This is a genomic window from Sinorhizobium chiapasense (assembly GCF_036488675.1).
Taxonomy (GTDB): Bacteria; Pseudomonadota; Alphaproteobacteria; order Rhizobiales; family Rhizobiaceae; genus Sinorhizobium; species Sinorhizobium chiapasense.
In genome coordinates, this window is sequence record NZ_CP133148.1 from 2,476,225 (window position 1) to 2,502,375 (window position 26,151).

The window sequence follows — 26,151 nt, forward strand, 5'->3', positions numbered from 1 at the left end:
ACTATGCCGCTGTTCTACCGCAGATTTTGCAAAACCGGAATCGCCGTTTTGCAAGGTTTCGTCGGCGTTTTGACACGGCCAATATATGTTGATATCAACGTTAATGAGCAGGATGACGGTAAATCGCAGAGAGCGAGAGGAGAGCGATCATGACGACCACACTCATCCCCGCAAACGAGCTGGCGGCCAAGAACCACGCGAGCTTCCCCAACGAAAGCGCCGACTATCGACGCGCACGCAATGCGCTTCTCGCCGAAGAAATCGAGCTCAGGCGCCATATCGAGCGCGTGGCTGAACTGCGCCGCCAATTGCCGCAGGGCGGCGAAGTGACCAAGGACTATCGTTTCGAGGGCGAGAACGGGCCTGTCACGCTCGCCGATCTTTTTGGCGGCAAGGACACGCTCGTCATCTACAGCTACATGTTCGGCCCACAGCGCGAAAAGCCGTGCCCCATGTGCACCTCGCTGATGGGAGCATGGGAGCGCAAGGTGCTGGATATAGAGCGGCGCGTGGCCCTTGCCCTGGTTGCCCGCTCGCCGATCGAGCGGCTGGTGGCTGCGAAGAAGGAACGCGGCTGGACGCAGTTGAGGGTCTATTCCGACGGAGACGGCGCCTTCACCCGCGACTACGTCAGCGCCGAGGATGCCGACGTCCCCGGCTACACGGTCTTCACCCGCCGCGACGGTACCATTCGGCATTTCTGGAGCAGCGAAATGAACGGCAAGATGGCCGACCCCGGCCAGGACCCGCGCGGCGCGCCGGACCTCGACCCTCTGTGGACCCTTCTCGACACCACGCCCGAAGGTCGCGGCAAGGACTGGTATCCGAAGCTCGACTACCGCAACGGGGGATAAAGCACCGCTGCCCCGTCCCCGATCTCGCCCTCGCGATCGGGGAGGCGCTCTCCCGTCACACGCGGCTGGAGAGCGGTCCCGCCGCCCGCCGCGGACTTGAGTCGCGTATTTCAGAAAAAGTGCGATTAATCGTCATCGAACCTGACAACCGCCATTTTTGGGCTTAAGCTCCGAATCAGGTTTAAGTTGTTTCTTCCCGGCAATCTCGATTCCGGCATTCCGCCCGTATCTTTGGAGCTACATCGATGACGCCAGCCGAAAGGCCCTGCGACGAGACGATCCGGCTGGCGCTCCGCCGGATTCTCGACAGCCGCAGCTTTCGGCGGTCAGAAAGGTTGCGCGCTTTCCTCGCCTATGTCGTCGAAAAGGAAGTGATCGGCGAAGGCACCCAGCTCAAGGGATATTCGATCGGCGTCGACGTCTTCGGCCGCGACCAGAGCTTCAATGCCGACGGGGATCCCCTCGTCCGCGTCCACGCCGGCAAGTTGCGCAAGCTGCTCAAGACCTTCTACGACACCGAAGGCGCCAGCGAGAGGTGGCAGGTCATCATTCCGAAGGGAACCTATGTGCCGGAGTATCGCCGCGCGCATGTCGCCGACGCCGGCTCGGTTTCGGTCCGGCAGGAAAAGAGCGGTGGCCAGTCGTCGTCCCGGCGCCGAGCCCCCTGGCAGCCGGCTCCCTTTTCTTCTCCCTGGGCGGTACTCAGCGTGTTGCCCCTGCTCCTTTTCGCCCCCCTGCCCTCGCCCGAAATGACGCTGGATATCGACGCGGAGGCAAAGCTCGTCGAGGGTCCTATGGCTGCTATCCGCGGCCTGCCGTCCGTCAGCGTCGGCGTGTCCGGCCCCGAGCACAAGGGCACCAGGCAATTCGCGAAGGCCCTGCACGAGGCGGCGCTTCGCCACAAGACGCTCGCCAAGGCGAGCGCGGTCGAGGACACAGGCGCGCCCGCCTCCAGCAATCAGGCTCTGGCTTTCTCGATCGATCTCGCCTGGTACGACGCGCCCGCGGCGGGCATCCGCGTGACGCTCTCGCATGACGGTGTAGGCATTCCGCTGCGGCGCGACTTCATTACCGCGGAACGGCTGACGAGCGAGCCGGACATTCTCTTCGAAAGTACGTCGCTTGCCGCGCAGCTTTTTGCGCTCGACGGCGAGATCTACACCCACGCCGCCGCGGAGAGGATCCAGAGCACGCTTATGGAATGCATGACGGCAACGGCGCGCTACCGCCGGCTGCTGACGCGCGACAGCTTCCAGAAGGCATGGGACTGCCAGCAGAAACTCGGTCCTCTCAGGGGCGACGAGCCGCTCTTCATCATTTCCGCCAACAGCCCGCTCAAGGTCATCGGCCATTGAGGCACGTTGCGCGCATGGGATGAATTCGTTTGCTCCTACTGTACGACACTGCGTCCGAAGCCGCATTTTCCCAGCAATATTAAGGACTGTTCATTTGCGTGATTCGCACTTACCGTGAGTGCGTGCGTTGGATTTCATGCCGGGTTGCTCACTGGAGCACCACGCGTTCGGCGAACGCGTAACGGGGTTCCAGCTAGTCGGACCTGCGGCGTCAGGTTTTCGTCGCGGGCATGCACATTGGTCAGCAGTAGCCGCGCCTTTGCGCGCGGACGTGTTCCACGAGCAGCAGGTGTCGAGGCGGGCGACGGGCCGGGTGCTTGGCTGGAGGAGTGATCTCCGCCACAGTCGGCGGGTTGCGACGCCTTCCAGACGCTCGAACGGGGGACATCAGATGTCGCAAGATTCCTGGAAACAAGCGGGCGTCAGGGACGACCCTGTCGGCTTTCTGCCGCAACTGCCCGTACCCTACCGTGGTCCGGACGACCGGCTTGCCATCGCAGAGATGGCGGAGGTTTTCGGGGTGACGCACCGGACGTTGCATTTTTATGAAGAGAAAGGCCTGCTGACTGCCGCCCGCATGGGGCCGATGCGCGTTTATGGCGAGGACCATATCCGCCGTATGGCGGTGATCAATGCCTGCCGGGAAATCGACATGCCGATCGCCGCGATCCAGGAACTGATGGCGGCACTCGATCGGGCTGAAAGCCAGGCGCGGGCAGACGAATTGTTCGATGCAGCCTTGCAGGCGCGTCGCCGTGAGCTCGCTGCCCAGCAATCGATCCTGCGCCGCCAGATGCAGAAGATCGCTGAACTGCTCGAAGCCAGATCGGTGGAGGGCGAAGATGATCCGACGGCCGCGGAGCATGTCCATCTGTCGCCGATCGAGTCCGACTGCCTCGGCTTCATGGCCGAAGGTTATCCCGCCTCCCGCATCGCCCAGGTGATGGACATGGACATGACCGCGGCCCTCACGCTGGAATCCGGGATCATCCGCAAGTTCGCTGCCCATAATCGCTTTCAGGCCGTCGCCAAGGCCGTTCTCGCCGGCGTGATCGCATCGGAGTAAAGTACGAAACGCTCGGGCGGACCACAAACCGATACGGCCTGTCGTAATATTTGACGAGCAGAATAAGCCCTGACAGTTGTCACCGCCGCGGTGCGGCAGTAGTATTTGGCGGCAGCCGAGCACGTCTTTGGCGACGGTCTGCATGTCTTGTCAGCGATATGCTTCTGACAGAGCAGAAGAGCTTCTCGTTATTCGAGATGCATATTCAGAAGCTTATTTCCATCCGGCGCCAGAAAATGGCGCGTCCGCCGATATTTATTGCACACGGGCGGATATACTTGGAGGAAAAAATGAGCAAGGGCACGATAACTCTCATTCTCGCAGGTGGCCTCGCCCTGTCCGGCTGCCAGTCCGCTACGACCTCCAGCACTCGCGCCGGCGAGTTCGGCTGCATCGCCGGCACGGTCGGCGGCGCCGTCGTCGGCGGCGTGATCGGCGCGACCATTGGCTCGGGCACCGGCCAGCTTTGGGCCGTTGGCAGCGGCGCCACGCTGGGCGCTGCGGGCGGCAATGCCTTGACCTGCTATTGATGCGAAGGGCCGGGATGATGAAAAGAGTACTCCTACTGGCGGCCCTTTGTATTGCACAGGCCATCGGCGCCTCGGCGCAGAATCAACCGGCCGCCATGAGCCAGGGCCAAATGGATCGGCTCGACCGCAACAGGAATGGTGCGGTCGACCAGTCCGAGTACGAGTCCTTCATGAGCTCGGCCTTCGCCAGTCTGGACAAGAACAAGGACGGCAGCCTGCGCACCGAAGAAGTGGGCCAGATTCTGAACGCGCAACAATTTGCCGCGACTGACGCCAACCGCGACGGCAGACTCACGCTAAGCGAGTTCCTGAACAGGGTCATGGCCGACTTCAAGGCCGCCGACCGTAGCGGCGACGGCAATCTTCAGTAGGCGCGCCCGCCCGCTGCGTTGCGTGTCTCGCAGAGCGCCGCGCGGATTCTCCGGGCGCACGCTTTGATTTTATCGGATGGGTGCAAGATCCTATCCAGGAGTCATGGAGTTCGTTACTGTTCTGCTTGAGCTTTATCCATGTAAAGCGAACCGAACTCGAAGAATCATCCTCGAGGATGACCAAAAAGCAACTTGCACTCACCTGTAACCGCTTAACGCTAAATCAACGATTTTAGCAAACTCTGGTTGCGCAAGTTACGGGGAAGCGACGCCGTATCTGCAGCAAGCATTAACGCGGCCGCCCCGCCTTTGCCTTGCGCAGAAAACTTTCGAAGTTCTCTGCGGGTCTGCCGACCAGACGCTCGAAATCCGGAAAAACGGCTCCGTAGCGGTCTTCTGAAATCGATCTGCACAGCGACGAAAAGGCGTGCGGCCAAGGGTCCGGCGCCTCGGACAGGAGGCGTGCCAGATAGTCGGCCGGCGCGCAAGGGACGTAACGCATCTTCACACCGAAAGCGGCGCTTGTTGCCGTCGCGATCTCTTCGAAGGAATAAGCCCTCGGTCCGGTCAGATGATAGAGGCCGCCGGGTGTCTCCGACGCAGCCACGTTCGCCAGCGCCTCGGCCACGTCATCGCGCGAGATCGGCGCAACGCGGGCGTCGGCGAGCGGCACGGCGATCTCTCCCGTTTCGCGGGCAGGACGCAGCCAGTTGGAAAGGATGAGATCCGCATAGAGACCGCAACGCAGAATCGTCGCCCCTGTCCCACGTTCGGCGAGCCGACGCTCGGCGTCCCGATAGACGGGCGTGAAATAGAACGCCGATGCCGCATCTATATCGACGATGCTCGTAAAGACGATGTGGCCGACCCCAGCATCGGCAGCCGCGTCGATGACGTTCGCGTGCTGACGCATCACGGCGCGCGCGTCGCCATCGCTGGCGACGAAGACGAGCCGATCGGCACCCTCGAAGGCCCGCTCCAGGCTCGCCCGGTCGTCATAGTTGGCGATCCGTATCGGAACGCCGCCGGCGCGAACCTCGGCCGCCCTGCCGAGATTCCGCACCATCGCGGACACGGGATGCCCCCTTTCGGAAAGCCGCTTCAAAGCGGCCCCGCCGACATACCCCGAGGCTCCCGTCACAAGGATCATGATCACTCTTTGGGCAAAAGTCCGTCCGGAATTGCGCAGGCATAATCGCCTTCCCGCCCGGTATCGCCTGGCGGCTCGCAACAGAACCGACTATTATCGCCGTATCGAGCGTCTTGCCAAGACATGCTCGTCAGTCGCGGTGACGCTGCGGCGCCAAATTCATCGACTGCGCGTAAGCCAGCGTCGACCGGTTGCCGTGAATCGGCTGTGATTGAAGGAATCATGCGGTCGAGCGTTGCGCCTTGAGCCGTTCGATTTCGGCCTCCAGTAGCTCGATCCGCCGGTTGCGCTCGGCAAGTGCGGCCGCGACGTCGGCCGCCTCGAAGCGCTGAGGAATATGCTGGGGGCAATTGGAGTCCCAGGCGGAAACCGTGAAGAGGATTACCTGTTCCGGCCGCGCGCCATAGTCCTGCGGCATCAACCGGGTGATCAGGGCGGCGTCTCCCTCGACCACCCGCGCGGTGCCCCAGATCTTCACCCGCCGCCGATGAGTGTAATCGATCAGGAAGAGATGGGCCTTCGGATTGTCGGCAAGGTTGCCGGCGGTGATGTATTGCCGGTTGCCTGCAAAATCGACGAAGCCGATGGTCCGCTCGTCAACGACCCTGAGGAAGCCGGGCGGGCCGCCGCGGTGCTGGATATAGGGCTGCCCCTCAGCATTGGCAGTGGCGAGGAACACGCTCGTCTGCGCCGCGATGAAGCCCCGGAGATCCGGCGTGATGAGCGTCTGCCAGCCTCCACGCTCCTCCATGCGCTGGTAGGAATGGCGCGAACCCTTGCGACTCTGAATCGCCTTGACTGAAGGCGTGAAGGCGACATCGCTGGAATAGGTCACTTTGCTGTCCATATCCCTCTCCGGGCGGCGGCGAGATCGCGCCTATGTCCGGAGACTAGAAGCTTCCATACATCGTGACTATCCGTCAGAATCGAAAAGCATTCTCTCGAAATTCGAAAGGGCGGCGGGCCCGCCTCGGCATCCCGCCTGCGACCGCTAGCGCCGACAGCCTGCGTCACCGGACGATCGTCAACCGCTCCGCCGCGCGGGTGATCGCCGTGTAGAGCCAGCGTTCGCGCGTGTCGCGAAACGCGAAGCTCTCGTCGAAGAGAACGACATTGTTCCACTGAGAGCCCTGCGCCTTGTGCACCGTCAGTGCGTAGCCGTAGTCGAACTCGTCATAGCGCTTGCGGGTGGACCAGGGGATCTCGCCTTCGACATCCTCGAAGGCGGCCTTCAGGAGCTTGATCTTCGCCGCGCCGCGATCCATGTCGTCGTCTTCCGGGCGGATCATCAGGTTGATGCCCGGCTTCACCGTTTCCTTCGACGAACTCATCACCTGCCAGAGCGAGCCGTTGAGCAGCCCCTTGGCCGGATCGTTCCGAAGGCAGACCAGCTTGTCGCCGGATTGCGGATATTCGCTGGTGAAGCCCTTTAGCTCGCGGAGCCGCTGGTTGTAGCGCCGCCGCGTCCGGTTCGTGCCGACGAGCACCTGGTCGGCCTCGAGCACCAGTTCCTGCGTCACCTGCCCGCGGCCAATCACCTGGGCGGTGCCGTAGTCGCCATGCATGATCTCGCTGCCCTCGCGCACCTGCATGGCCAGTTGGATGATCGGATTGTCGCGCGCCTGGCGGTGGATGTCCGTCAGCAGGTAGTCCGGCTCCTGATTGGTGAAGTAGCCGCCGCCCGAGACCGGTGGCAACTGTCCCGGATCGCCAAGAACGAGGATCGGCGTGCCGAAGCTCATCAGGTCCTTGCCGAGCGCCTCGTCGACCATCGAGCATTCGTCGACGATGATCAGTGCCGCTTTTGCGACGGGGCTCTGCCGGTTGATGGAGAACATCGGCGCGATCGAGGTCTTGCCGGTTTCCTCGTCCTCCACCTCCTCCTCGCCACGTGGCCGGTAGATCAGCGAATGGATGGTCTTGGCATTGCTCGCCCCCTTGGAGCGCAGCACCTGTGCTGCCTTGCCGGTGAAGGCGGCAAACAGCACCTCGCCGTCCACGTGCTCGGCGAAATGGCGGGCGAGCGTGGTCTTGCCGGTTCCGGCATAGCCGAACAGCCGGAAGAGCGGCGAGCGCCCTTCCTTCAGCCAGCGCGAAACGGCCTGCAAGGCCTCATCCTGTTGCGGAGCGAACTGCATGGCCCGCAGTGTCAGGATTCGGGGGCGGTGCGCAAGTGCGGATTTCTTAATCGTGCCCTCTGCGAACCGCCTTCGAGAAAAAGCACCATCCGGCTGTAGCACTTTTTGCAGTGCACCTTGAACCCTGGTCGCGAATGCTTCTACCCTGCGCTGCATTGAATGCGGTGCAGGGCAGCGGCGCCTTGATATCGCGCATATGCTTTTTCCGAAAATCGATTTCCGATTTTCCGGTTATGGGTTACCAACCGCTGCATAGCTGCGCCGCCCTATCGTTCGCCCGCCGCACCGCGGAGAACAACCGGAGAAGCCCTTGAGACCGGAACACCCAGCAACGCCCTCCCCGCCGGAAAACGCAGGGATAGGCCGCTTGCGGCCGGCTTTGCAGTGGTGCGTGCTCGCCCCCCTTTCGGCATTGTTCGCGGCGATCCTCGAGACGATCGGCCTTCCGGCCGGCCTGCTGATAGGCCCGATGCTCGCCGGCGCACTGGTCGGCATGAACGGCGGCACGATCCGCCTGCCGCGCCGGCTCTACTTCTGTGTCCAGTTTATCCTGGCTATGATGATCGCCGGCTCGATGACGCCCGGACTGCTGGTCGCCTTTTCCGGCAACTGGCTGCTCTTCCTTGCCGTCGTTCTCGCGGTCATCGGTGTCAGCACGCTTTGCGGCTGGATCATGACGCAGATGCGCATCCTGCCTGGCACCACGGCGATCTGGGGCTCCTCGGCCGGCGCCGCTTCGACCATGCTGCTGATGGCGGACGCGTATGGTGCTGATGCAAGGCTGGTCGCCTTCATGCAATACCTGCGCGTTGTCTTCGTCGCCAGCGCGGCCACGCTGGTCGCCCACCTGTGGGTCTCCGGTGCCGAGGTCCGCGCCACGACCCCCTGGTTCGCGCCGATCGCCGGCTTCCCCTTCCTGGCAACGCTTGCCGTCGGCCTTGCCGGCGGCTTCCTCGGCAAGGTCCTGCGCGTACCGGCTGGCGTCTTCCTCGTGCCTTTTGCCATCGGTTCCGCTCTCAACATCACCGGCACGCTGACGACGGAGCTGCCGCGATGGCTGATTGCCCTGTGCTCCGTCATGCTCGGCTGGAACATCGGCCTCGGGTTCACGCGTGCGATCCTGATACACGCCCGCCGGGCACTGGTGCCGACGGTCATTTCCATCCTGGCCTTGATGTCCTTTTCCGGATTGCTTGCGGTCCTGCTGATCGTCGCCGCAGGCATCGATCCGCTGACAGCCTATCTCGCCACCAGCCCTGGCGGCCTCGATTCGATCGCCGTCATCGCCACCTCGAGCAATGTCGACGTGTCCTTCGTCATGGCACTGCAGACGGTCCGGGTACTGATCATCACCATGCTCGGCCCGGCCCTCGCCCGCTTCGTGGCCGATCGGGCTTAAGTCGCGGGCGTGTCGCTTGGCCGAGTGAACGAAGACGGCACATCGCATCCATGGCTACGCGTGAATGGCTGCTTCGACAACCATCGCCCCTGCCTCAACCATCACGAGCGCTAGGGAATAAATCCTGCATCCTCCGTGTCTTATCCGCGAACCGAACGCGGTTCCGCTTCAGCGGGGGCGGGGTAAACCCCTCGCCCCGCCGCAGAAACCTATTGAGGAAGGAAGGTCCCCATGAGAACGTTTCCAATAGCCATCGCCATATGCCTTGCCGCAAGCGCTTCCGCCTTTGCCGCGCCGCCGGTCAAGACGGTCGAATCGGAAAAAGGCAATGTGCTGGCTGCAGCGAACGGCATGACGCTTTACACCTACAAGGATGACCACGGTGGCGTTTCCAGTTGCTACGACGCTTGCGCGAAGAACTGGCCGCCCTTCATGGTTGAAGGAGATGCCATGGCCGATGGCGCCTACACGATCGTCGACCGCAAGGATGGCGGCAAACAGTGGGCGAAGGATGGCATGCCGCTCTATTTCTTCATCAAGGACAAGAAGATGGGTGACATTACCGGCGACGGCGTGAAGGGCGAATGGGATGTCGCACGGCCGTGACGGTCAAGAGGGGAGCGCGGGGACGGATCTTTCCGCCCCCGACGCCTTCGAGGAAGGGGTGCTGGCCCTGATGCCGGCGCTCCGGCGCTATTCGCGCAGCCTCACCCGGTCCGATCCGGACGGCGAGGATCTGCTGCAGGATTGCGTCGAGAAGGTTCTGGCGCGCCGCGCACAGTGGCGCGGGGTGAACCTGCGCGCTTGGACCTTCACGATCATGACCAATCTCTACCGCAACACTCACCGGCACAGGGCGCAGCACCCCGAGGTGGAACTCAATGACGAACTCGGTCTCGCCACCGCTGAAGACAACACCGACCCGCTGGAGAAGCTGCGCCTCGAACGCGCGCTCGACAGGCTTTCGGCCGAAAACCGCTCGGTGCTGATGCTGGTGGTGATCGAGGGTTACCGTTACCAGGACGTGGCGGAGATGATGGCGATCCCGATCGGCACGGTCATGTCGCGCCTGTCGCGTGCCCGTCGCCAACTCGCCGAAGCGATGAAGGACGACAACGTGGTTGCCCTGCGGAGACCGAAATGACCGACGAATTCAACACTGTCTCCGAAGACGAACTGCACGCCTATGTCGATGGCCAGTTGAGCCAGCCGGAGCGAGAGCGCATCGAGGCATGGCTCGAAAGGCACCCGGCGCGCGCAGATGAAGTGCGGCAGTGGCAGGCGCAGGCCGCGGCGCTGAAATCGCATTTCGCCAGCTATGCCCGCAGTGACGACGGCGACCGCTCGCTCGTCGCCACGGGCCGGCCGGCGCCCGAGGCCGGGGCGACATCCTCCCGCGGCCTGCTTGGACGCGTTGCCGCCGGCCTGCTGATCTTCGCCGCAGGCGCGCTCACCGGCCTCTATGCACCCGCGATCATCGCCCCCGACGAGCCGCTTCAGATCACGGAAGAGCCCGACACGCTGCCCCGGCAGGCACAATCGGCCTTCCTCATCTATGCGAGCGAGGTGCGCCACCCGGTCGAGGTGGGCGCCGGCGAGCAGGCGCATCTCGCGACCTGGCTCGGCAAGCGGCTCGACTATCAGCTGAGGATCCCCGATCTTTCCACGCTCGGCTTCTCGCTCGTCGGCGGCCGGCTCGTCCCGGTCAACGGCAAGGCGGGCGCCATGCTGATGTACGAGGATGGCACCGGCCAGCGGCTGACTGTCCTTCTCGGTCGCAACACCGAGAACCGCGAGACGAGCTTCCGCATTGCGAGCCAAGGCGGCGTCGAAACCTTCTACTGGATCGACGGCCGGATCGGCTACGCCGTCACCGGCGAAGTGCCGCGCGAGCTTCTGCAGAAGGTCGCCGACGAATGCTACCGGCAGTTCGAGGGCTCGTCAGCGTCGTGAAGAAGCGGGCGATCAAAGGAATGCGGCAGGGCGTCAACTTCGGCTCAGCCCACCTTCACCTCAGCGGATCGTTCTCGATGACGATCGGCCTGCCATGCGGCGTGGCTTCAGCCGCGCGCTGCCACCTTCGGGTGAGTGCGTCGAGCTCACGTCCGGAGGTGATGGAGAGTTCCGTTACCAGGCGGGAAAGCGCGGCCACCCAGCAATCGTAGTAGTCGCTCGCATCGGCCTTGCGGCCGGGCCTGTAGAGTTCCGCCGAGAGTGCTTCCGCCCACTCACTCCAGGAAAACACGCCCTGCTCGTGCAGCCTGATGGTCATGGCGAAAACGGTCGCCTGCCACGGTTCGGCAAAGACCGGATCGCCTTCCGCCGACTTCGGCAGCTCAGCCGAGGCGAGCAGCGGGGAATGGGCGAAAGTGGCCCCCGATTCTCCGCCTGCATTCCCCTCCGACCGTTGCGAGAAGGTTTCATGCGCGCTCAAGATAGCTCTCCCAGGCATCGATCGAGACGGTCAACGTCGGGTCCGCGCCGTCGCCCCAGATGTCGCCGCCGTCGAACACGACCGTATAGACCCACTGCGGATTCTCGCCCTTGCCGTGGGCATTGTCATCCGGAAAGACGAAGCTGCCCTGCACGGCCTCCACCACACCGATCTTGGCGCGGGCATAGCGCGGCAGGCGCGTGTGGGTTTCGGGATTGAAATTCTTCGTGCGCACCCTTTCTCCGGCAGCGAAACGCGGCGGCGTCGCAATCGGTCGGTCGCATGGGCCGCCTTTGGCGAGCACGTCCGCCACCATCTCGGCCCTCAATGTCCGCTTCGGCTCCGTTCCCTTCTCCAGCATGTGGCCGGCATCAAGTTCGGCCTGTGTGAGAAAGCCGTGGCGCTTCAGCAAGGCCTGCAGCGCACGGGTCCAGACCTCGTAATAGCTCGCCGAAAGATACGTCGTGGGCGGCAGGCTTTCGCGCGCATGCCGGCTCTCGTCGATTGTCCACGCGCCGAAAGCGCCGCAGGAGAGCGTCACCCCGAGCGCCCGCTTCTCCCATTCCGCATGAAAATAGGGCTCGTCCTTCTCGGGCGCAATCGGCCCGAGCCCGTGCTGGCCGCCGAGGTCATGCGGTCCGTTCATCGCGCGACCTCCCGCGAAAGCGCAAGACCAGTACCGATCATCGAGTCCCGCGTCACCAGGTCGGCCAGTTCCTCCTCGCTCAAGCCTTCGGTGCCGACCGGCCGCTCGGGTACGACGAGATAGCGCAGCTCCGCCGTGGAATCCCAAACACGGATCTTCTTTTCCACCGGCAGTTCGAGCCCGAATTCGGCAAGGACGCCGCGCGGATCGATGACCGCGCGCGAACGGTAAGGCGGCGCCTTGTACCAGACCGGCGGCAGCCCGAGTACCGCCCACGGATAACAGGAGCAAAGCGTGCAGACGACGAGATTGTGCGTCTCCGGCGTATTGAATACAGCCCGCATGTGCTCGCCTTGCCGGCCGGCAAAGCCGAGGCTCGCGATCGCCGCCGTCGCATCGCGCTTCAGCCAGTCGGAAAACTGCGGATCGCTCCAGGCCTTGGCGACGACACACGCACCGTTCCTCGGCCCCACCTTCGTCTCGTAAGTCTCGACGATCGCGTCGATCGCCGCCGGGTCGATCAATCCCTTTTCCGTCAGCACGGTTTCGAGCGCCTTCACCCGCGCTTCCATGTCGGTGAAATGGTTGTCGTGATGGTGATGATCGTGACCGTGGTCATGACCATGATGATGCTCTGACATTCCACCACTCCTCTGCCGGAAACGACGTCCTTTTTAGTGCATCAGCGCAAAGATCGGAATCGATTTCTGAGCCAAGCGCCACTAAAAGTTGTCACGACAAAGCTCATTCAGCGGAGGCCATGCCGAGGAATTCATGGTCGAGCAACCCCATCATCACGTCGTCGTGCCATGTTCCGTTGACAAACGCAGCCTCGCGCTCTCTCCCCTCCTCAACAAAACCGCACTTTTCATAGGCCGCGATCGCCCGTTCGTTGTAGCTGAGCACACGTATTCCAATTCGATGAAGCCCCATCGGACCAAAGGCGTGCGTCAGAAGAACGCGGATTGCCTCGCTGCCAAACCCACGCCCGAGTAACGAGCGGTCGAAGATTCCGATTGCCATTGAGGCGCGGCGGTCATGTTGGTCGACACGGTCCAGCCTGATCTGTCCGGCGCACGTCTCCTCGACTGACGCCGAACATTTCCGCGATGTCGGGATCGCTCCCCAGGAGAAAACGAGCCTCTATGTCCGTTTCAGACGGGGGCCGGAGCCTGATGGTCGGTCCTTCGAGAATGGGTGGCACCCTTCATCTCCTCATTCGTATTCTCGGCCAGAATATCCCCGACAACGAAAACCGCCAGCCGCTCGCAAGCGCCGATCTATGGATTGACGTTGGCGGCGAGGTTGCAACCGGTACTATCGCGCGTCTTATCAGCCGCGCAAAGGTCGCTGTAGCACTTTGAATTGCTGCATGTTTTTGTCCTTTCATCGCTACGATTAAAGGAAACATGCATTGGCGGTTTCAGCTAAGGTCGTGCCATGAACATCCTGATTCTCGGTGCGACCGGATTCATCGGTTCCGCCATCGCCAAAAAACTCGTCAATGATGGCCACCGGGTGACCGGACTCAGTCGAGACCCTTCGCGCGCCGCGCTGACGATGCCTGCGCTTCAGTGGATCAGGGCCGATCTTGCCGGCATGACGCGGGGCGACTGGCAAGGTGCGCTCACGGGCCACGAGATCGTCGTCAATTGCGCCGGCGCGCTGCAGGACGGCCTTTCGGACGATCTCGTCGCCACCCAGGAAAAGTCAATGCTGGCGCTCTACGAGGCCGCGCGCGACAGCGGACTGCGGCTTGTCGTGCAGATATCGGCGGAAACGGAAAGCGCCGGCAGCGATCTTCCTTTTCTTGCGACCAAGCGCAGGGCGGACGCGGCGCTTGCTTCTAGCGGACTGCCCTTTGTCATCCTGCGCCCGGCGCTTGTGCTCGGCCGCAACGCCCATGGCGGCTCCGCGCTGCTGAGAGCCCTTGCCGCCCTGCCCTTTGCAATCCCGCTCATCCATGCCGGAAGTCCGGTCGCAACGGTCGCGCTCGATGATGTCGCAGGGGCCGTCAGCGCCGCTGTCAACGGCGACCTGCCGGCCGGCTCTGATCTTGCGCTCGGCAACGATGAGCACCTGACGTTGAAGGATCTCGTTCTCATTCATCGCCACTGGCTCGGCCTCCCGCCCGCTCCGGCGATCGCCTTGCCGCCCACTTTGGCGCGGCCGGTAACCTGGCTCGCTGATGTGGCCGGTCTGCTCGGCTGGCGCTCGCCACTCCGCTCCACGGCGATGATGGTCATGTCCGGCGGCATCGCGAGCAGGCCGTCAGCGGATTTCAGGCCGCGCCTGGTATCCGCCGCCGAAAACCTCGCCGCTGCTCCTTCGGGCGTCCAGGATCTCTGGTTCGCCCGGCTCTACCTGTTGAAGCCGCTGATCGTCGTAGCCCTTTCGCTTTTCTGGGTCATCTCCGGCCTCGTGCCGTTTTTCGCCTTCGATGCGGCAAGCACTCATTTCGCGGTCTTCCTGCCGGAGCCGCTTGCCAGTGCGGCAACCATCGCGACCTGTCTTGCTGATATCGCGCTCGGGCTCGCGGTTCTCGTGCGGCCCTGGGCAAGGCGGGCGCTCCTCGGCATGCTTTTGCTGACGCTTGCCTATCTGCTTGCGGCAACGCTCGCCGAACCAACACTCTGGCGCGATCCGCTCGGTCCGCTGGTCAAGGTTCTGCCGTCGATCCTGCTGACGCTCACCGCCCTTGCCATTCTGGACGAACGCTGATGACCTTCGACGATCTCCTCCGGCTACTTCACGTGCTCGGCGCGGCGGTGCTCTTCGGCACCGGCGCCGGCATCGCCTTTTTCATGGCGATGGCCGAGCGGACCCGCGATCCGCGCATCATCGCCCATGTCGGCGGAATTGTGGTTGTTGCCGATACGGTCTTCACTGCGACCGCGGTCGTGCTGCAGCCGCTGACCGGCTACGGGCTGGCGCGCGCGATCGGCTGGCCGCTCACCGAGGGCTGGATCGTGCTGTCGCTGGCACTTTACGTCTTCGCCGGCCTGTTCTGGCTGCCGGTCGTCTGGATCCAGATCCGGTTGCGAGACCTTGCGAAGCAGGCCGTCGTAAGGAAGGCGCCCCTGCCACCCGCCTTCGACCGCCTTTACCGCATCTGGTTTGCCTGCGGGTTTCCCGCCTTTGCCGCGGTAATTGCGATTTTCTGGCTGATGCTGGCGAAACCCGACATCACCCTATTTTAACATCGGCCAGAGGCTGACGACGAGCAGCACGGCCATGGTGATGTTGAACCATTTGAGCCGCGACGGTTCGGAGAGCCATTGCCGGAGTGCCGAACCGAAGCCAGCCCAGGTCGAAACGCTCGGCACATTGACGAGCGCGAAGACGAGGCCGACGAAAAGCACACTCACGAGATAGCTTTCGCTGCTCGTATAGGTCGCCATGGCCGAGACCGCCATGACCCAAGCCTTTGGATTGACCCACTGAAAAGCGGCCGCCTGCAGGAAGGTCATCGGCTGCGCGCTCGCCTTGCCCTCGCCGAGCGATCGCGAGGTCCCGATCTTCCAGGCGATCCAGACAAGATAGACGCCGCCGGCAAATTTCAGCGTGGTGTAGAGGACCGGTACCGAGTGGAGCAGCGCACCGAGACCGAGGCCGACTGCGAGCAGAAGCACGAAGAAGCCGACGCCGATACCGAGCATGTGCGGAATGGTACGCGCGAATCCGAAATTCACGCCTGAGGCAAACAGCATCATGTTGTTCGGTCCCGGCGTAATCGACGTCGTGAAGGCAAACAGGAACAGCGCGAGCAGCGTATCCAGTTGCATGCATTTCCTCCTGCAGCGCAGCGCCGCCGCTGCGACGCGCCCTATCTTCCTGATCTGGTTGCGGTAATCCGACGGAACCGGAATCGGGTCCGGCCAATTTGGGTCAGCCTACCTGACCTAAAGGCAAACACCAGCCAGTATTTGTCATGGTGACAAAACCGGAATTGATGGGCGGTCGCCAGTCATGGAATCGGGCGTTCGACCGTTGCCTTGACAACGTTCCGGGCGCGTGGAAATTGGCCGCCTGCGCTAAGGCATGTCGCTCAAAAGTGTGCAGCGGTTTTGGGACAACGACATGCATGAAAAAAAAGACCTAAATCGCGTCGCATGAGGCCGTTTGAACGCGACGCGCTTTAGGTGGAACGCTCAAATGGCACAAAATATCTACGACAAACCCGAATTCTTCGCGGGCTACAGCCAGCTCGCGCGGTCCGTGCACGGGCTCGACGGCGCCGCCGAATGGCCGGCGATCCGGGCCATATTGCCGGACCTCAAAGGTCTCCGCGTGGTCGACCTCGGCTGCGGCTTCGGTTGGTTTGCCCGTTGGGCGCGCCAGCACGGTGCCGACCACGTCCTCGGACTGGACCTTTCCGAAAACATGATCGCGCGGGCAAGAAAGGATACGGACGACGCGGCGATCGATTATCGGATCGCAGATCTCGATCATCTCGTGCTGCCGGAGGCGAGCTTCGATTTCGCCTACAGCTCGCTCGTCTTCCACTATATCGAGGATTTCGATCGCCTGGTGCGGACGATCCATGCGAGCCTCCTGCCGGGGCGCATTTCGTCTTCACGATCGAACATCCGATCTATATGGCGCCGACCAAGCCGGGCTGGTCCAGCGATGCGGACGACCGCCGGATCTGGCTGCTCGATCGTTATTCGGTCGAAGGGGAGCGACGTACCGACTGGCTGGCCAAGGGCGTCGTCAAATATCACCGGACGATCGGCACCACTTTGAACACGCTCGTCAGGGCTGGCTTCTCAATCCGCCATCTCGAAGAGTGGAGCCCGACGCCCGAGCAGATCGCCGCCAATCCCGATCTCGCGGAAGAGGTCGACCGGCCGATGATGCTTCTGGTCGCCGCCCAGCGTTAAGACAACGCGAACGCAATTTTTCTATATCCGCTTTTGCGCCTTTCGCTTCTCTTTCGGCGCGGGGGCAGGATTTGCTGCCTCCTCGGCGGCTTCTTTTTCCAGCCGCAGCTGCCGGAGACGGGCCGTCTTCTTCTCGCGGGCGATCTTCTCCTGCTCCACGATCGCCCGTGAGGCGAGCGTGGCCTGGTCGGCGCGGTCGGATGGACTCTTCTTGGTCGGCTTGAACACGCTGTTGCTCTGGCTTTCCTTCATCAAGATTCCTCCTTTCCCACTGCATGTTTCCTTAAATCGTAGCCGATTTAAGGATAAAAACATGCAGCAATTCAAAGTGCTACAGCGTCCTTTGCGCGTCTGCTAGGACGCGCGGCGCTGTAGGACAAATAAAAAAGGCCGGGCGAACCCGACCTTCCCTCATCATCTCAACCTGCCAGTGCCAGTACATCCGTGGTCAAAGGCAGGGAGATGATAATCTCGTCTAATGCGATCATGGAGCACAATCGCGTGCACAACTCAAAGGGCGCGCAGGTTTTCTGCGGACGTCTTGCCCGTGCGGCGATCCTGGGCGAGTTCGAAACTCACCTTCTGACCATCCTTGAGAGTGGACAGGCCGGCGCGCTCAACGGCCGAGATGTGCACGAACACGTCAGACGTGCCGTCATCCGGCTGGATGAAACCGAAGCCCTTGGTGCTATTGAACCACTTTACTGTTCCGGAAGCCACGCCGATATCCTTTCAATCGCCCATGGAAAAACAACACCGCGTTTCCGCGATGTATTAAAACCGATTTTGTCAGGATCTTCGTGACGATGCGCCAAGGGCGCAGAAACAAATATCGTCGATCAACATCGATTTGATCTATGTAGGTCAAAATTGTGTCGCTGGCAAGGCGCAGTTTGTTTTTATTTCTTGATGACTTAGCGGTGCCGCCCCGCCATTTTCATTATTGTGCCTGTACGAACGCCGGCGAGCTTCCACCGATTAGCGGCGCTTGTCCTTATGGACTTTCTTCGATCGCATCTTAATCTTGGAGTGCCTACAGCGCCGCGCGTCTTATCAGACGCGCAAAGGACGCTGTAGCACTTTGAATTGCTGCATGTTTTTGTCCTTAAATCGGCTGCGATTTAAGGAAATATGCAGTAGCCAACCCTCAGGGCGATTTCCTATGCACGATGTGATCCCGACGACCGCTTTTCCCGATGGCCGCAAGGTTCCCGTACTTGGCCAGGGCACCTGGCGCATGGGCGAGAACCGCGCAAGGGCGGCGGAGGAAATCCGCAGCCTGCAGGCCGGCCTCGATCTCGGCATGACACTGATCGACACGGCTGAAATGTACGGCGACGGCGGCGCGGAATGCATCGTCGGCGAAGCGATCAAAGGCCGGCGCGACGAGGTCTTTCTCGTCAGCAAGGTGCTGCCCTCCAATGCCAGCCGTTCGGGCACCGTTGCTGCCTGTGAACGCAGCCTCAAATATCTCGTCACCGACCGGATCGATCTCTATCTTCTGCACTGGCGCGGCGGATATCCGTTCGCCGAAACCGTCGCCGCCTTCGAGGCGTTGCGCGCAGCCGGCAAGATCGGCGCCTGGGGCGTCTCGAATTTCGATGTCGACGATATGGAGGAGCTGGAATCGGTGCCGGGCGGCCGGAATGTCGCCGCCAACCAGGTGCTCTACAACCTCGCTCGCCGCGGCATCGAATACGATCTCCTGCCCTGGTGCCGCGATCGTGGTGTGCCCGTCATGGCCTATTCGCCGCTCGATGAGGGCCGGTTGCTTCACAACGCCGATCTGATCCACATCGCCAAGGCGCATCAGGCGACGCCGGCGCAGGTGGCGCTCGCCTTCCTCAAAAACCGCCCGGGCGTCATCTCGATCCCCAAGACCGGCTCGGCCGAGCGCGCCGGCGAAAACCGCGACGCGATGGACATTCACTTCACGGCGGAGAACCTTGCCGAACTCGACCGTCTTTTCCCGCCGCCAAGGAGGAAGATGCGGCTGGAGGTTATTTGAGGAAAGACTGCCGAATAAGGCCCCTCATCCGCCTGCCGGTCCCCTCTCCCCGCAGGCGGGGAGAGGGGACTCGTGGCGTCGCTTTTTATCCCCTCTCCCCGCCTGCGGGGAGAGGGCTAGGGTGAGGGGCAATCGCCGCCAGAACGCAGCATTCCGCCTCACATCCCCTGCGGACCGCGGTTCATCGCGGCGATGCCGGTCCGGCAAACCTCGATCAGGCCGAGCGGCTTCATGATGGCGATGAACTGCTCGATCTTCGACGGCTTGCCGGTGATCTCGAAGACGAAGTGCTCGATGTTGGCGTCGATGACCGAGGCCCGGAAAGCATCCGCGAGCCGCAACGCCTCCACGCGGTGCTCGCCGAAGCCGTGCACCTTGACGAGGGCCAATTCGCGCTCGATCGGCCGGTCGTGGCCGAGGCCGGCGGCGCGAACCGTGAGGTCGACAACCCGGTGCACCGGCACCAGCCGTTCGAGCTGGTTCTTGATCTGCTCCAGCACATGCGGGGTCCCGCGCGTGACGATGGTGATGCGCGACAAATGCGCCTCGTGTTCGGTCTCGGAAACCGTGAGACTCTCGATGTTGTAGCCGCGGCCGGAAAAGAGGCCGATGACGCGGGCGAGCACGCCCGGCTCATTGTCGACGAGAACGGAGAGCGTGTGCGTTTCCGCAAGTTCCGTCTCCTTGGCGATGAAATAGGCGGAGCCCGTCGGCTGAAGATGTGCACTCATTTTGTTCTTTCCTACCTTTTCATCAGACGAGCTGGCGACCCTTGGCGTCGATCGCATTAGCGACCGCCTCGTCCGTCGCCTCGTCGGGCAACAGCATTTCGTTGTGCGCCTTGCCCGACGGGATCATCGGGAAGCAGTTGGCGAGGTTGGCGACGCGGCAGTCGAAGATGACCGGCGCCGGCGTGTCGATCATCTGGCGGATCGCCTCGTCCAGTTCGCCCGGCTTTTCGCAGCGGATACCGACGCCGCCATAGGCCTCGGCGAGCTTTACGAAGTCCGGCATCGCTTCCGTATAGGAGTGCGACAGGCGGTTGCCGTGGAGCAGCTGCTGCCACTGCCGGACCATGCCCATGTACTGGTTGTTGAGGATGAAGATCTTGACCGGCAGCCCGTATTGGACCGCGCAGGACATTTCCTGGATGCACATCTGGATCGAGGCGTCGCCGGCGATATCGATGACGAGGCTCTCCGGATGCGCGACCTGAACGCCGACCGCGGCCGGGAAGCCATAGCCCATCGTGCCGAGGCCGCCCGAGGTCATCCAGCGGTTCGGCTGTTCGAAGCCGAAGAACTGCGCCGCCCACATCTGGTGCTGGCCGACCTCGGTGGTGATGTAGGTGTCGCGGTCCTTGGTGAGCTCATAGAGCCGCTGGATCGCATATTGCGGCATGATGACGTCGTCGTTCGGCGCGTAGGCCAGCGAATTGCGCGCCCGCCACTTGGCGATGCCGGTCCACCAGTCCTCGAGCCGCGCCTTCTCGACGGTCTTCGCCGCAGCGCGCCACAGGCGAACCATGTCCTCGAGTACCGTCGCGACATCGCCGAGGATCGGAATGTCGACGCGGACGTTCTTGTTGATCGAGGACGGGTCGATGTCGATGTGGATCTTCTTCGAGTTCGGCGAAAATGCGTTCAAGCGGCCGGTGATGCGGTCGTCGAAGCGGGCGCCGATGCAGACCATGACATCGCAGTCGTGCATGGCCATGTTGGCCTCATAGGTGCCGTGCATGCCGAGCATGCCGAGCCAGTTCTTGCCGGAATGCGGATAGGCGCCGAGCCCCATCAGCGTCGAGGTGATCGGGAAGCCGGTGAGTTCGACCAGCTCGCGCAGGAAATGCGATGCCTGCGGGCCGGAATTGATGACGCCGCCGCCCGAATAGATGATCGGCCGGCGCGCCGTCTTCATCAACTCGACTGCTTCCTCGATCTTCTTCAGGTCCCCTTGCGTCTTCGGCTGATAGCTCTTCTGGGTCGGGACGGCCGAAGGCGGCGTGTAGGTCCCGGTCGCGAACTGGACGTCCTTGGGAATGTCGACGACGACCGGCCCGGGACGGCCGGACTGTGCGACGCGGAAGGCCTCGTGGATGATGCGGGCGAGATCGTTGACGTCCTTGACCAGCCAGTTGTGCTTGGTGCAGGGCCGGGTGATGCCGACGGTGTCGCACTCCTGGAAGGCGTCCGAACCGATCAGCGGGGTCGGAACCTGGCCGGAGATGCAGACGAGCGGGATCGAATCCATCAGCGCGTCCTGAAGCGGCGTGACGGCATTGGTGGCGCCGGGACCGGAGGTGACGAGCATGACGCCGACCTTGCCGGTGGAGCGGGCATAGCCCTCGGCCATATGGCCGGCGCCCTGCTCGTGGCGGACCAGAATGTGCTCGATCTCTTCCTGCTGGAAGATCTCGTCATAGATCGGAAGCACGGCACCGCCGGGATAGCCGAAGATATGCTTGACGCCGTTGTCCTTCAGTGCCTGGAGAACGATCTCCGCGCCCGTCATCTGGTTTTCTGTTCCGCTCATTGGCCTGCTTCCGTCCCTTTTCAAGGTTTGGGGGTGTGATTAGCTTTTCTCAGGGCATAAAAAAAGGCCCCTTCAGGAGCCTCGTTCAGCGCATGGGTGGCTACTGCCGGATGGTTACACCATCCTGCCCATGCGCCGTCCCACCACAAGAATAACCGCGAAATTTTTCATGGGGCGATTTGATAAACAGAAAAATCCTGCCCGTCAACGCCTTTTCCGACTGCGCGCAAAAGGCGAAAGAAACCGGTATATTTCGATAAACGCGCGAAACCACTTATTAAATCCCCTCCTCTAATCTATCGAGCTAATCGTCGCGTGAGGTGCTGAATTGCTTGACAGTAATCGTCATTCCTCGGTCCTTGCCGGAGAGCAGGATCGCCGTGACAACCTTAAACCCGGCAATCGCTTCCTTGGCCGTGTCGTTGGCTGCAGCGGCTCGCGCGCAACGATCGCCGCAGTTGCCGAAGGCGGCGAAACCGCGCTGACGGAACTGTGGTCCGTCGGTCGCCTGATTTCCATTTCCGTCGGCGCCAACCGCGTCGTGGCGCTCGTCTATGCCATGCAGACCGTCGCCAGCGAATGGGGCGAGCAGACGAACAACACCTTCCGCATCGAGGTCGAGTTGATGGGCGAGGTCCACACCGACCCGGACGGACGCGAGTCGTTCTCCACCGGCATCAGCCAATATCCCTATCTCGGCGCCATTGCCCACCGCATCCGCGCCACCGACCTCGCCCGCATCTACGAGACGACCCAGACGGACAGCTGCGTCATCGGCAAGCTGACCCAGGACGAGAGCCTCGACGCCACGATCCACGTGCCGTCGATGCTCGCCAAGCATTTTGCCATCGTCGGAACGACCGGCGTCGGCAAATCGACCGCTGTCACACTGCTCTTGAACAAGGCGATCGCCGCCGATCCGAAGCTGCGCGTGCTGATCCTCGACCCGCACAACGAGTTCGCCGCCGCCTTCCCGGAGCATGCGGTCGTCATCGATACCGACACGCTCGACCTCCCCTTCTGGCTTTTCCGGCTGGAAGAATTCGCCGAAGTCATCTTTCGCGGACGCGCGCCCGTGCCGGAAGAGCTCGACATCCTCCGCGACGTCATTCCCGATGCGAAGAAGGCCTTCAAGGGCGGCGAATCCGGGCTGATGCGCCGCCAGAACGAGAAGAGTTCGATCACCGTCGATACCCCGGTGCCCTACCGCATCGCCGATCTGCTGGCGCTGATCGATGAGCGCATCGGCCGTCTGGAGGGCAGGACGGACAAGCCGCACCTGCGCTCGCTCAAGATCAAGATCATCTCGGCGATCAACGATCCGCGCTACCATTTCATGTTCTCGTCGAACACAATCACCGACACGATCCAGGACACGATCGCCAAGATCTTCCGCATTCCCGGCGAAGGCCGGCCGATCGCGACCTTTGAGCTCGCAGGTATTCCGTCGGAAGTCGTCAATTCGGTCGCCTCGGTGCTTTGCCGCATGGCTTTCGAAATCGGGCTCTGGAGCGACGGCGGCATCCATATGCTGGTGGTCTGCGAAGAGGCGCACCGCTACGTGCCGGCCGATGCCTCGCTCGGCTTCCTGCCGACCCGCCAGGCGATCGCGCGCATCGCCAAGGAAGGCCGCAAATACGGCGTCTCCCTCGGCATCATCACGCAGCGCCCGGGTGAGCTCGACCCGACGATCCTGTCTCAATGCTCGACCGTCTTCGCCATGCGGCTTGCCAATGATCGCGACCAGGAGATCATCCGCTCGGCGATCTCGAATTCGTCGATCTCCACCACCAGTTTCATCTCCTCGATCGGCAATGGCGAAGCGATCGCCTTCGGCGAGGCGGTCGCTGTGCCGATGCGTATGCGCTTCACCCGTGTCGACGACCGGCGCCTGCCGCGTGCCCACGGCATCACCGACAAGGTGGACGAGGAGGCTGCGCCAAGCGTCGACCTGCGGTCGATCGTCAGCCGGATGCGGGCGGTCTCTGGGCCGGACATTTCAAACTTCCAGCAGAGCTATCTGGCGGCTCAGAACGCCAGGGCGTCGACCTTTGAGGAGGATGTGTCAGTCGAGGAGGTCGCCCATAGCGCCGACCTACCATCCGATGCCGAAGCCTGGCAGAAGCCGGCGTTCGAGCCCTACCGGCCGGACATGCTTCCGCGCCCGGAGCCGGTCAACCCGCAACTCGAGCGCTTCAACCAGATCCGCGAGCAGATCCTCTCCGGTCAAGCTGAACGGGACGGCAGTCCGAAACCGAGTGCCCCGGATCCGCGCCTTGCGCAGCCGACACCCGAGCCGCGCCGCGAGGGCTCGTCGCTACGTGAAAGCCTGCTCAAACGCCCGCTCGGCAGCCTCATCCGCAAATAGGGTCGTGAACGCAACACGGCGGAGATGGCCTCGAAGGGCATTTCTCGCGCCAAATGCTTGCGCGCACTAATTCCCGTAACGAGCACAGGAAGCCAGCCACGGCGCGTCCGCGCCGCGATTGACTCCTCTTCGGCAAATCGCCCTCCGCGCTTGCAATCGTGAGTTGACATTCTTGTCACGCGGACGAATCCTTCCTGTTGCAAATATAAAGGCGGCTGAACTCAAGGAAATGCATCGGCTGGACAGCAAATAGCGGCGGCAATCCCGGGAGGAGCAAATGTCCGTTTTGTCGACCATGCCTCCGCGCAAGCTCCGAATCTTCGCATTCGACCCAAGCATGGGGCGCCGGCACGAGACGCTGCCGCTCAACGAGGTCATCGTTTCGATCCCCTGGGAGATGGACAAGCTAGATCCCGGCGTCCCCTTCGTCGGTCCCGTCGGGGAATATGTAGAGGTGATCGACTTCGACCCGTCGCTCGATCTCGTCTACGCGCCGGTCAACCTGCACGATCCGAGCCTGCTTGCCGACAATGGCCTCAGACCCGCGGAATGGAACCCGCAATTCCACCAGCAGATGACTTATGCGGTGGCGATGAACACCATCGTCAATTTCGAAAGCGCCCTCGGCCGGGTCGCTCTCTGGGCGCCGCACGACCGCGACGAGAAGGGCCGGTGGATCAATCCGCAATATGTCCAGCGCCTGCGCATCTATCCGCACGCGCTGCGTGACGCCAACGCCTATTACAGCCCCGAGAAGAAGGCGCTCCTCTTCGGCTATTTCGCGGCCGGCGAAGGCCAGCCTGGCGCGCCGGCCGGTACGATCATATTCACCTGCCTCTCCCACGACATCATCGCCCATGAAACCTCGCACGCGCTGCTCGACGGCATGCATCCGCGCTTCAGCGAGGCGACCAATCCGGACGTGCTCGCGCTGCACGAAGCCTTCGCGGACATTGTCGCAATCTTCCAGCATTTCTCCTATCCGGACGTCTTGAAGGACCAGATCGCGCGCACGCGCGGCGATCTCGAAAGCCAGAACCTCCTCGGCCAGCTCGCCCAGGAATTCGGCCAGGTCCTCGGCCGAGGAACGGCGTTGCGGGACGCACTCGGCGGCTGGAAGGACGGCGTCTGGCGGGCGCACGAGCCCAATCCGAGGCTCCTGCGCGAGACGGAGGAAGTGCATGACCGCGGCGCCATTCTGGTGGCCGCCGTGTTCCGGGCGTTCCTGTCGATCTATCGCGCGCGCATCTCCGACCTCCTGCGCATCGCGTCGAGCGGCACGGGAATTCTGCCGGCGGGGGCGCTGCATCCCGATCTCGTCAACCGGCTGGCGAACGAAGCGTCGAAATCGGCCCGACACATCCTGCAGATGTGCATTCGCGCGCTCGACTATTGCCCGCCCGTCGATGTCACCTTCGGTGATTACCTGCGCGCGATCATTACCGCCGACCGCGATCTCTACCCCGAGGACGAGCACAACTATCGCGTCGCAGTGATGGAGGCCTTCCTGGCCTGGGGTATCGTTCCGCGCGACATGCCGATCGTCTCGGTCCAGACGCTGCTCTGGCCGACGATGGCCGAAGCAGCCGCCGATTACAAAGCCGTCTTTCCCAGACTGAGCGATCTCAAAGGTGATGTCGCCTATCTGCTTTCGCGGCCACTCGAAATGATCGATGAGCTCAAGACCCGGAGCGATTTCCACGACAGCGAGGGCCAGACGTTCCTGGACGGCCTGGACCGCATCGCACAGGAAATCTTCAACGAGCTGAACAAGGCGATGGGCAACCGCCTGCCGGAGACCGCCAAGCGATCGAAATCGTCGCTCCGGGAAATCCTCGGTCGCAATCTCCTCGAGCTCGGGCTCGAGGCCGACCGGAAGGTCGAATGGCTGGCGCGCGACCTCTACGGACGATTGTTCTGGGGGCTCATCACCGAGGCAAAGAATGCGCCGCTTCGCGACATCATCCGCATCAGGACGGACGCCGACGCGCCGGCGACGGTCCGGCGCAGCAAGATCGTCACCGGCCCGGCGATCGAAGTGCACAGCGTTCGCATGGCCGCACGCCGCGGCAACCGCGATCAGATGGAGCGCGAATATGTCGTCGAACTGACGCAGACCCGTTATGGCTACCTCGACCCGAAGAAGCAGGAGGCGGCGGACAAGGGCAAGCCGCCGAGAGCTCCCCACGACTTCTATTTTCGCCGCGGCTGCACGCTGCTCATCGATGCCGAAACCTTCGAGATCCGGCGCGTCATCCGCACGCCGGGCGACATTTGCGACGACGCGGAGCTCGAAAGAATGCGCGCATATCTGACCAGGCAGGCGCGGAGCCGGGAAAACGCCTTCACCGCCGGCGGGCGCAAGCCGGTTCGACCGGAAGTTTTCGCCCACCTTCACCGACAGGAGAGCTAGGAGG

The 26,151-nt window shown here is 62.6% G+C and carries 27 protein-coding genes and 1 pseudogene; 16 read left to right on the forward strand and 12 right to left on the reverse strand.

Annotation, left to right across the window (positions count from 1 at the left end):
* The first annotated feature begins 149 nt into the window (after positions 1-149).
* From RB548_RS12040 to RB548_RS12060, 5 genes are all read left to right on the forward strand, one after another.
* Positions 150-854: a DUF899 family protein gene (locus tag RB548_RS12040; protein ID WP_331371545.1), complete on the forward strand. Its 705-nt coding sequence runs from the start codon at positions 150-152 to the stop codon at positions 852-854.
* Between the two features lie 245 nt (positions 855-1,099).
* Positions 1,100-2,209: a hypothetical protein gene (locus RB548_RS12045; protein WP_331371546.1), complete on the forward strand. Its 1,110-nt coding sequence runs from the start codon at positions 1,100-1,102 to the stop codon at positions 2,207-2,209.
* Between the two features lie 391 nt (positions 2,210-2,600).
* Positions 2,601-3,275, forward strand: coding sequence for a MerR family transcriptional regulator (locus RB548_RS12050; protein WP_331371547.1), 675 nt, complete (start codon positions 2,601-2,603; stop codon positions 3,273-3,275).
* 290 nt (positions 3,276-3,565) lie between these two features.
* Entirely contained in the window at positions 3,566-3,805 is a 240-nt protein-coding gene (locus RB548_RS12055; protein ID WP_331371548.1) for a hypothetical protein, read from the forward strand.
* Between the two features lie 17 nt (positions 3,806-3,822).
* A complete protein-coding gene (locus RB548_RS12060; protein ID WP_331374949.1) occupies positions 3,823-4,176 on the forward strand; it encodes a CREC-EF hand family protein in 354 nt (117 codons plus the stop codon).
* Between the two features lie 289 nt (positions 4,177-4,465).
* Here the strand turns inward: RB548_RS12060 and RB548_RS12065 are convergent, their stop codons facing one another.
* The 3 genes from RB548_RS12065 to RB548_RS12075 all read right to left on the reverse strand — a co-directional run bounded on the left by RB548_RS12065 (position 4,466) and on the right by RB548_RS12075 (position 7,464).
* Entirely contained in the window at positions 4,466-5,326 is an 861-nt protein-coding gene (locus RB548_RS12065; protein WP_331371549.1) for an SDR family oxidoreductase, read from the reverse strand.
* A gap of 220 nt (positions 5,327-5,546) precedes the next feature.
* The gene (locus RB548_RS12070; RefSeq protein ID WP_331371550.1) at positions 5,547-6,173 is read right to left on the reverse strand and encodes a pyridoxamine 5'-phosphate oxidase family protein; all 627 of its coding nucleotides are present in this window, start codon (positions 6,171-6,173) and stop codon (positions 5,547-5,549) included.
* Between the two features lie 163 nt (positions 6,174-6,336).
* Positions 6,337-7,464: an ATP-dependent DNA helicase gene (locus RB548_RS12075; protein ID WP_153436479.1), complete on the reverse strand. Its 1,128-nt coding sequence runs from the start codon at positions 7,462-7,464 to the stop codon at positions 6,337-6,339.
* A 310-nt stretch (positions 7,465-7,774) separates the two neighbouring features.
* On the opposite strand from RB548_RS12075, the gene RB548_RS12080 reads away from it, so the two are divergent.
* The 4 genes from RB548_RS12080 (at position 7,775) to RB548_RS12095 (ending at position 10,816) form a co-directional block, all read left to right on the forward strand.
* The gene (locus RB548_RS12080; RefSeq protein ID WP_331371551.1) at positions 7,775-8,863 is read left to right on the forward strand and encodes an AbrB family transcriptional regulator; all 1,089 of its coding nucleotides are present in this window, start codon (positions 7,775-7,777) and stop codon (positions 8,861-8,863) included.
* Positions 8,864-9,094: 231 nt separating this feature from the next.
* Entirely contained in the window at positions 9,095-9,469 is a 375-nt protein-coding gene (locus tag RB548_RS12085) for a COG4315 family predicted lipoprotein (protein WP_331371552.1), read from the forward strand.
* Positions 9,453-10,007, forward strand: a complete 555-nt coding sequence (locus tag RB548_RS12090) for an RNA polymerase sigma factor (protein WP_331371553.1) — start codon at positions 9,453-9,455, stop codon at positions 10,005-10,007. Before RB548_RS12085 ends, RB548_RS12090 begins: the two co-directional genes overlap by 17 nt.
* Positions 10,004-10,816 carry an anti-sigma factor family protein gene (locus RB548_RS12095; RefSeq protein WP_331371554.1) on the forward strand — a complete coding sequence of 271 codons (813 nt, stop codon included), beginning with the start codon at positions 10,004-10,006 and terminating at the stop codon, positions 10,814-10,816. Before RB548_RS12090 ends, RB548_RS12095 begins: the two co-directional genes overlap by 4 nt.
* A gap of 55 nt (positions 10,817-10,871) precedes the next feature.
* On the opposite strand, the gene RB548_RS12100 is transcribed toward RB548_RS12095, so the two are convergent.
* The 4 genes from RB548_RS12100 to RB548_RS12115 all read right to left on the reverse strand — a co-directional run bounded on the left by RB548_RS12100 (position 10,872) and on the right by RB548_RS12115 (position 13,062).
* Complete coding sequence (locus RB548_RS12100) at positions 10,872-11,216, reverse strand: nitrile hydratase accessory protein (RefSeq protein ID WP_331374950.1); 345 nt, start codon at positions 11,214-11,216, stop codon at positions 10,872-10,874.
* Positions 11,217-11,283: 67 nt separating this feature from the next.
* Positions 11,284-11,943, reverse strand: coding sequence for a nitrile hydratase subunit beta (gene nthB / locus RB548_RS12105; protein WP_331371555.1), 660 nt, complete (start codon positions 11,941-11,943; stop codon positions 11,284-11,286).
* Complete coding sequence (gene nthA, locus RB548_RS12110) at positions 11,940-12,584, reverse strand: nitrile hydratase subunit alpha (RefSeq protein ID WP_331371556.1); 645 nt, start codon at positions 12,582-12,584, stop codon at positions 11,940-11,942. Before nthA ends, nthB begins: the two co-directional genes overlap by 4 nt.
* 103 nt (positions 12,585-12,687) lie before the next feature.
* Positions 12,688-13,062: a GNAT family N-acetyltransferase gene (locus RB548_RS12115; protein WP_331374951.1), complete on the reverse strand. Its 375-nt coding sequence runs from the start codon at positions 13,060-13,062 to the stop codon at positions 12,688-12,690.
* A 26-nt stretch (positions 13,063-13,088) separates the two neighbouring features.
* On the opposite strand from RB548_RS12115, the gene RB548_RS12120 reads away from it, so the two are divergent.
* The 3 genes from RB548_RS12120 to RB548_RS12130 all read left to right on the forward strand — a co-directional run bounded on the left by RB548_RS12120 (position 13,089) and on the right by RB548_RS12130 (position 15,143).
* Complete coding sequence (locus RB548_RS12120; protein WP_331371557.1) at positions 13,089-13,307, forward strand: hypothetical protein; 219 nt, start codon at positions 13,089-13,091, stop codon at positions 13,305-13,307.
* Positions 13,308-13,383: 76 nt separating this feature from the next.
* Positions 13,384-14,664 (forward strand): SDR family oxidoreductase, encoded by a 1,281-nt coding sequence (locus tag RB548_RS12125; protein ID WP_331371558.1) that lies wholly within the window; start codon positions 13,384-13,386, stop codon positions 14,662-14,664.
* Complete coding sequence (locus RB548_RS12130) at positions 14,664-15,143, forward strand: DUF2269 family protein (RefSeq protein WP_331371559.1); 480 nt, start codon at positions 14,664-14,666, stop codon at positions 15,141-15,143. The genes RB548_RS12125 and RB548_RS12130 overlap by 1 nt, the downstream gene beginning before the upstream one ends.
* Here the strand turns inward: RB548_RS12130 and RB548_RS12135 are convergent.
* Positions 15,135-15,728: a LysE family translocator gene (locus RB548_RS12135; RefSeq protein ID WP_331371560.1), complete on the reverse strand. Its 594-nt coding sequence runs from the start codon at positions 15,726-15,728 to the stop codon at positions 15,135-15,137. The genes RB548_RS12130 and RB548_RS12135 overlap by 9 nt on opposite strands.
* A gap of 370 nt (positions 15,729-16,098) precedes the next feature.
* On the opposite strand from RB548_RS12135, the pseudogene RB548_RS12140 reads away from it, so the two are divergent.
* Positions 16,099-16,826 (forward strand): annotated as a pseudogene (locus RB548_RS12140) (class I SAM-dependent methyltransferase).
* Between the two features lie 21 nt (positions 16,827-16,847).
* Here RB548_RS12140 and RB548_RS12145 read toward each other — a convergent pair.
* Both RB548_RS12145 and RB548_RS12150 read right to left on the reverse strand, forming a co-directional pair.
* Entirely contained in the window at positions 16,848-17,078 is a 231-nt protein-coding gene (locus tag RB548_RS12145; protein WP_331371561.1) for a hypothetical protein, read from the reverse strand.
* 258 nt (positions 17,079-17,336) lie between these two features.
* Positions 17,337-17,546 (reverse strand): cold-shock protein, encoded by a 210-nt coding sequence (locus RB548_RS12150; RefSeq protein ID WP_331371562.1) that lies wholly within the window; start codon positions 17,544-17,546, stop codon positions 17,337-17,339.
* 442 nt (positions 17,547-17,988) lie between these two features.
* Here RB548_RS12150 and RB548_RS12155 point away from each other — a divergent pair, with 442 nt between their 5' ends.
* Positions 17,989-18,834 carry an aldo/keto reductase gene (locus tag RB548_RS12155; protein WP_331371563.1) on the forward strand — a complete coding sequence of 282 codons (846 nt, stop codon included), beginning with the start codon at positions 17,989-17,991 and terminating at the stop codon, positions 18,832-18,834.
* Between the two features lie 158 nt (positions 18,835-18,992).
* Here RB548_RS12155 and ilvN read toward each other — a convergent pair whose 3' ends face one another.
* Both ilvN and RB548_RS12165 read right to left on the reverse strand, forming a co-directional pair.
* Positions 18,993-19,565 carry an acetolactate synthase small subunit gene (gene ilvN, locus RB548_RS12160; protein WP_331371564.1) on the reverse strand — a complete coding sequence of 191 codons (573 nt, stop codon included), beginning with the start codon at positions 19,563-19,565 and terminating at the stop codon, positions 18,993-18,995.
* Between the two features lie 22 nt (positions 19,566-19,587).
* Positions 19,588-21,366, reverse strand: a complete 1,779-nt coding sequence (locus RB548_RS12165; protein WP_331371565.1) for an acetolactate synthase 3 large subunit — start codon at positions 21,364-21,366, stop codon at positions 19,588-19,590.
* Positions 21,367-21,694: 328 nt separating this feature from the next.
* Between RB548_RS12165 and RB548_RS12170 the strand changes: the two genes are divergently transcribed.
* Together RB548_RS12170 and RB548_RS12175 are read left to right on the forward strand one after the other, a co-directional pair.
* Positions 21,695-23,734 (forward strand): ATP-binding protein, encoded by a 2,040-nt coding sequence (locus RB548_RS12170; RefSeq protein WP_331371566.1) that lies wholly within the window; start codon positions 21,695-21,697, stop codon positions 23,732-23,734.
* A gap of 277 nt (positions 23,735-24,011) precedes the next feature.
* A complete protein-coding gene (locus tag RB548_RS12175; protein ID WP_331371567.1) occupies positions 24,012-26,147 on the forward strand; it encodes a gluzincin family metallopeptidase in 2,136 nt (711 codons plus the stop codon).
* The last annotated feature ends 4 nt before the right edge of the window (positions 26,148-26,151 follow it).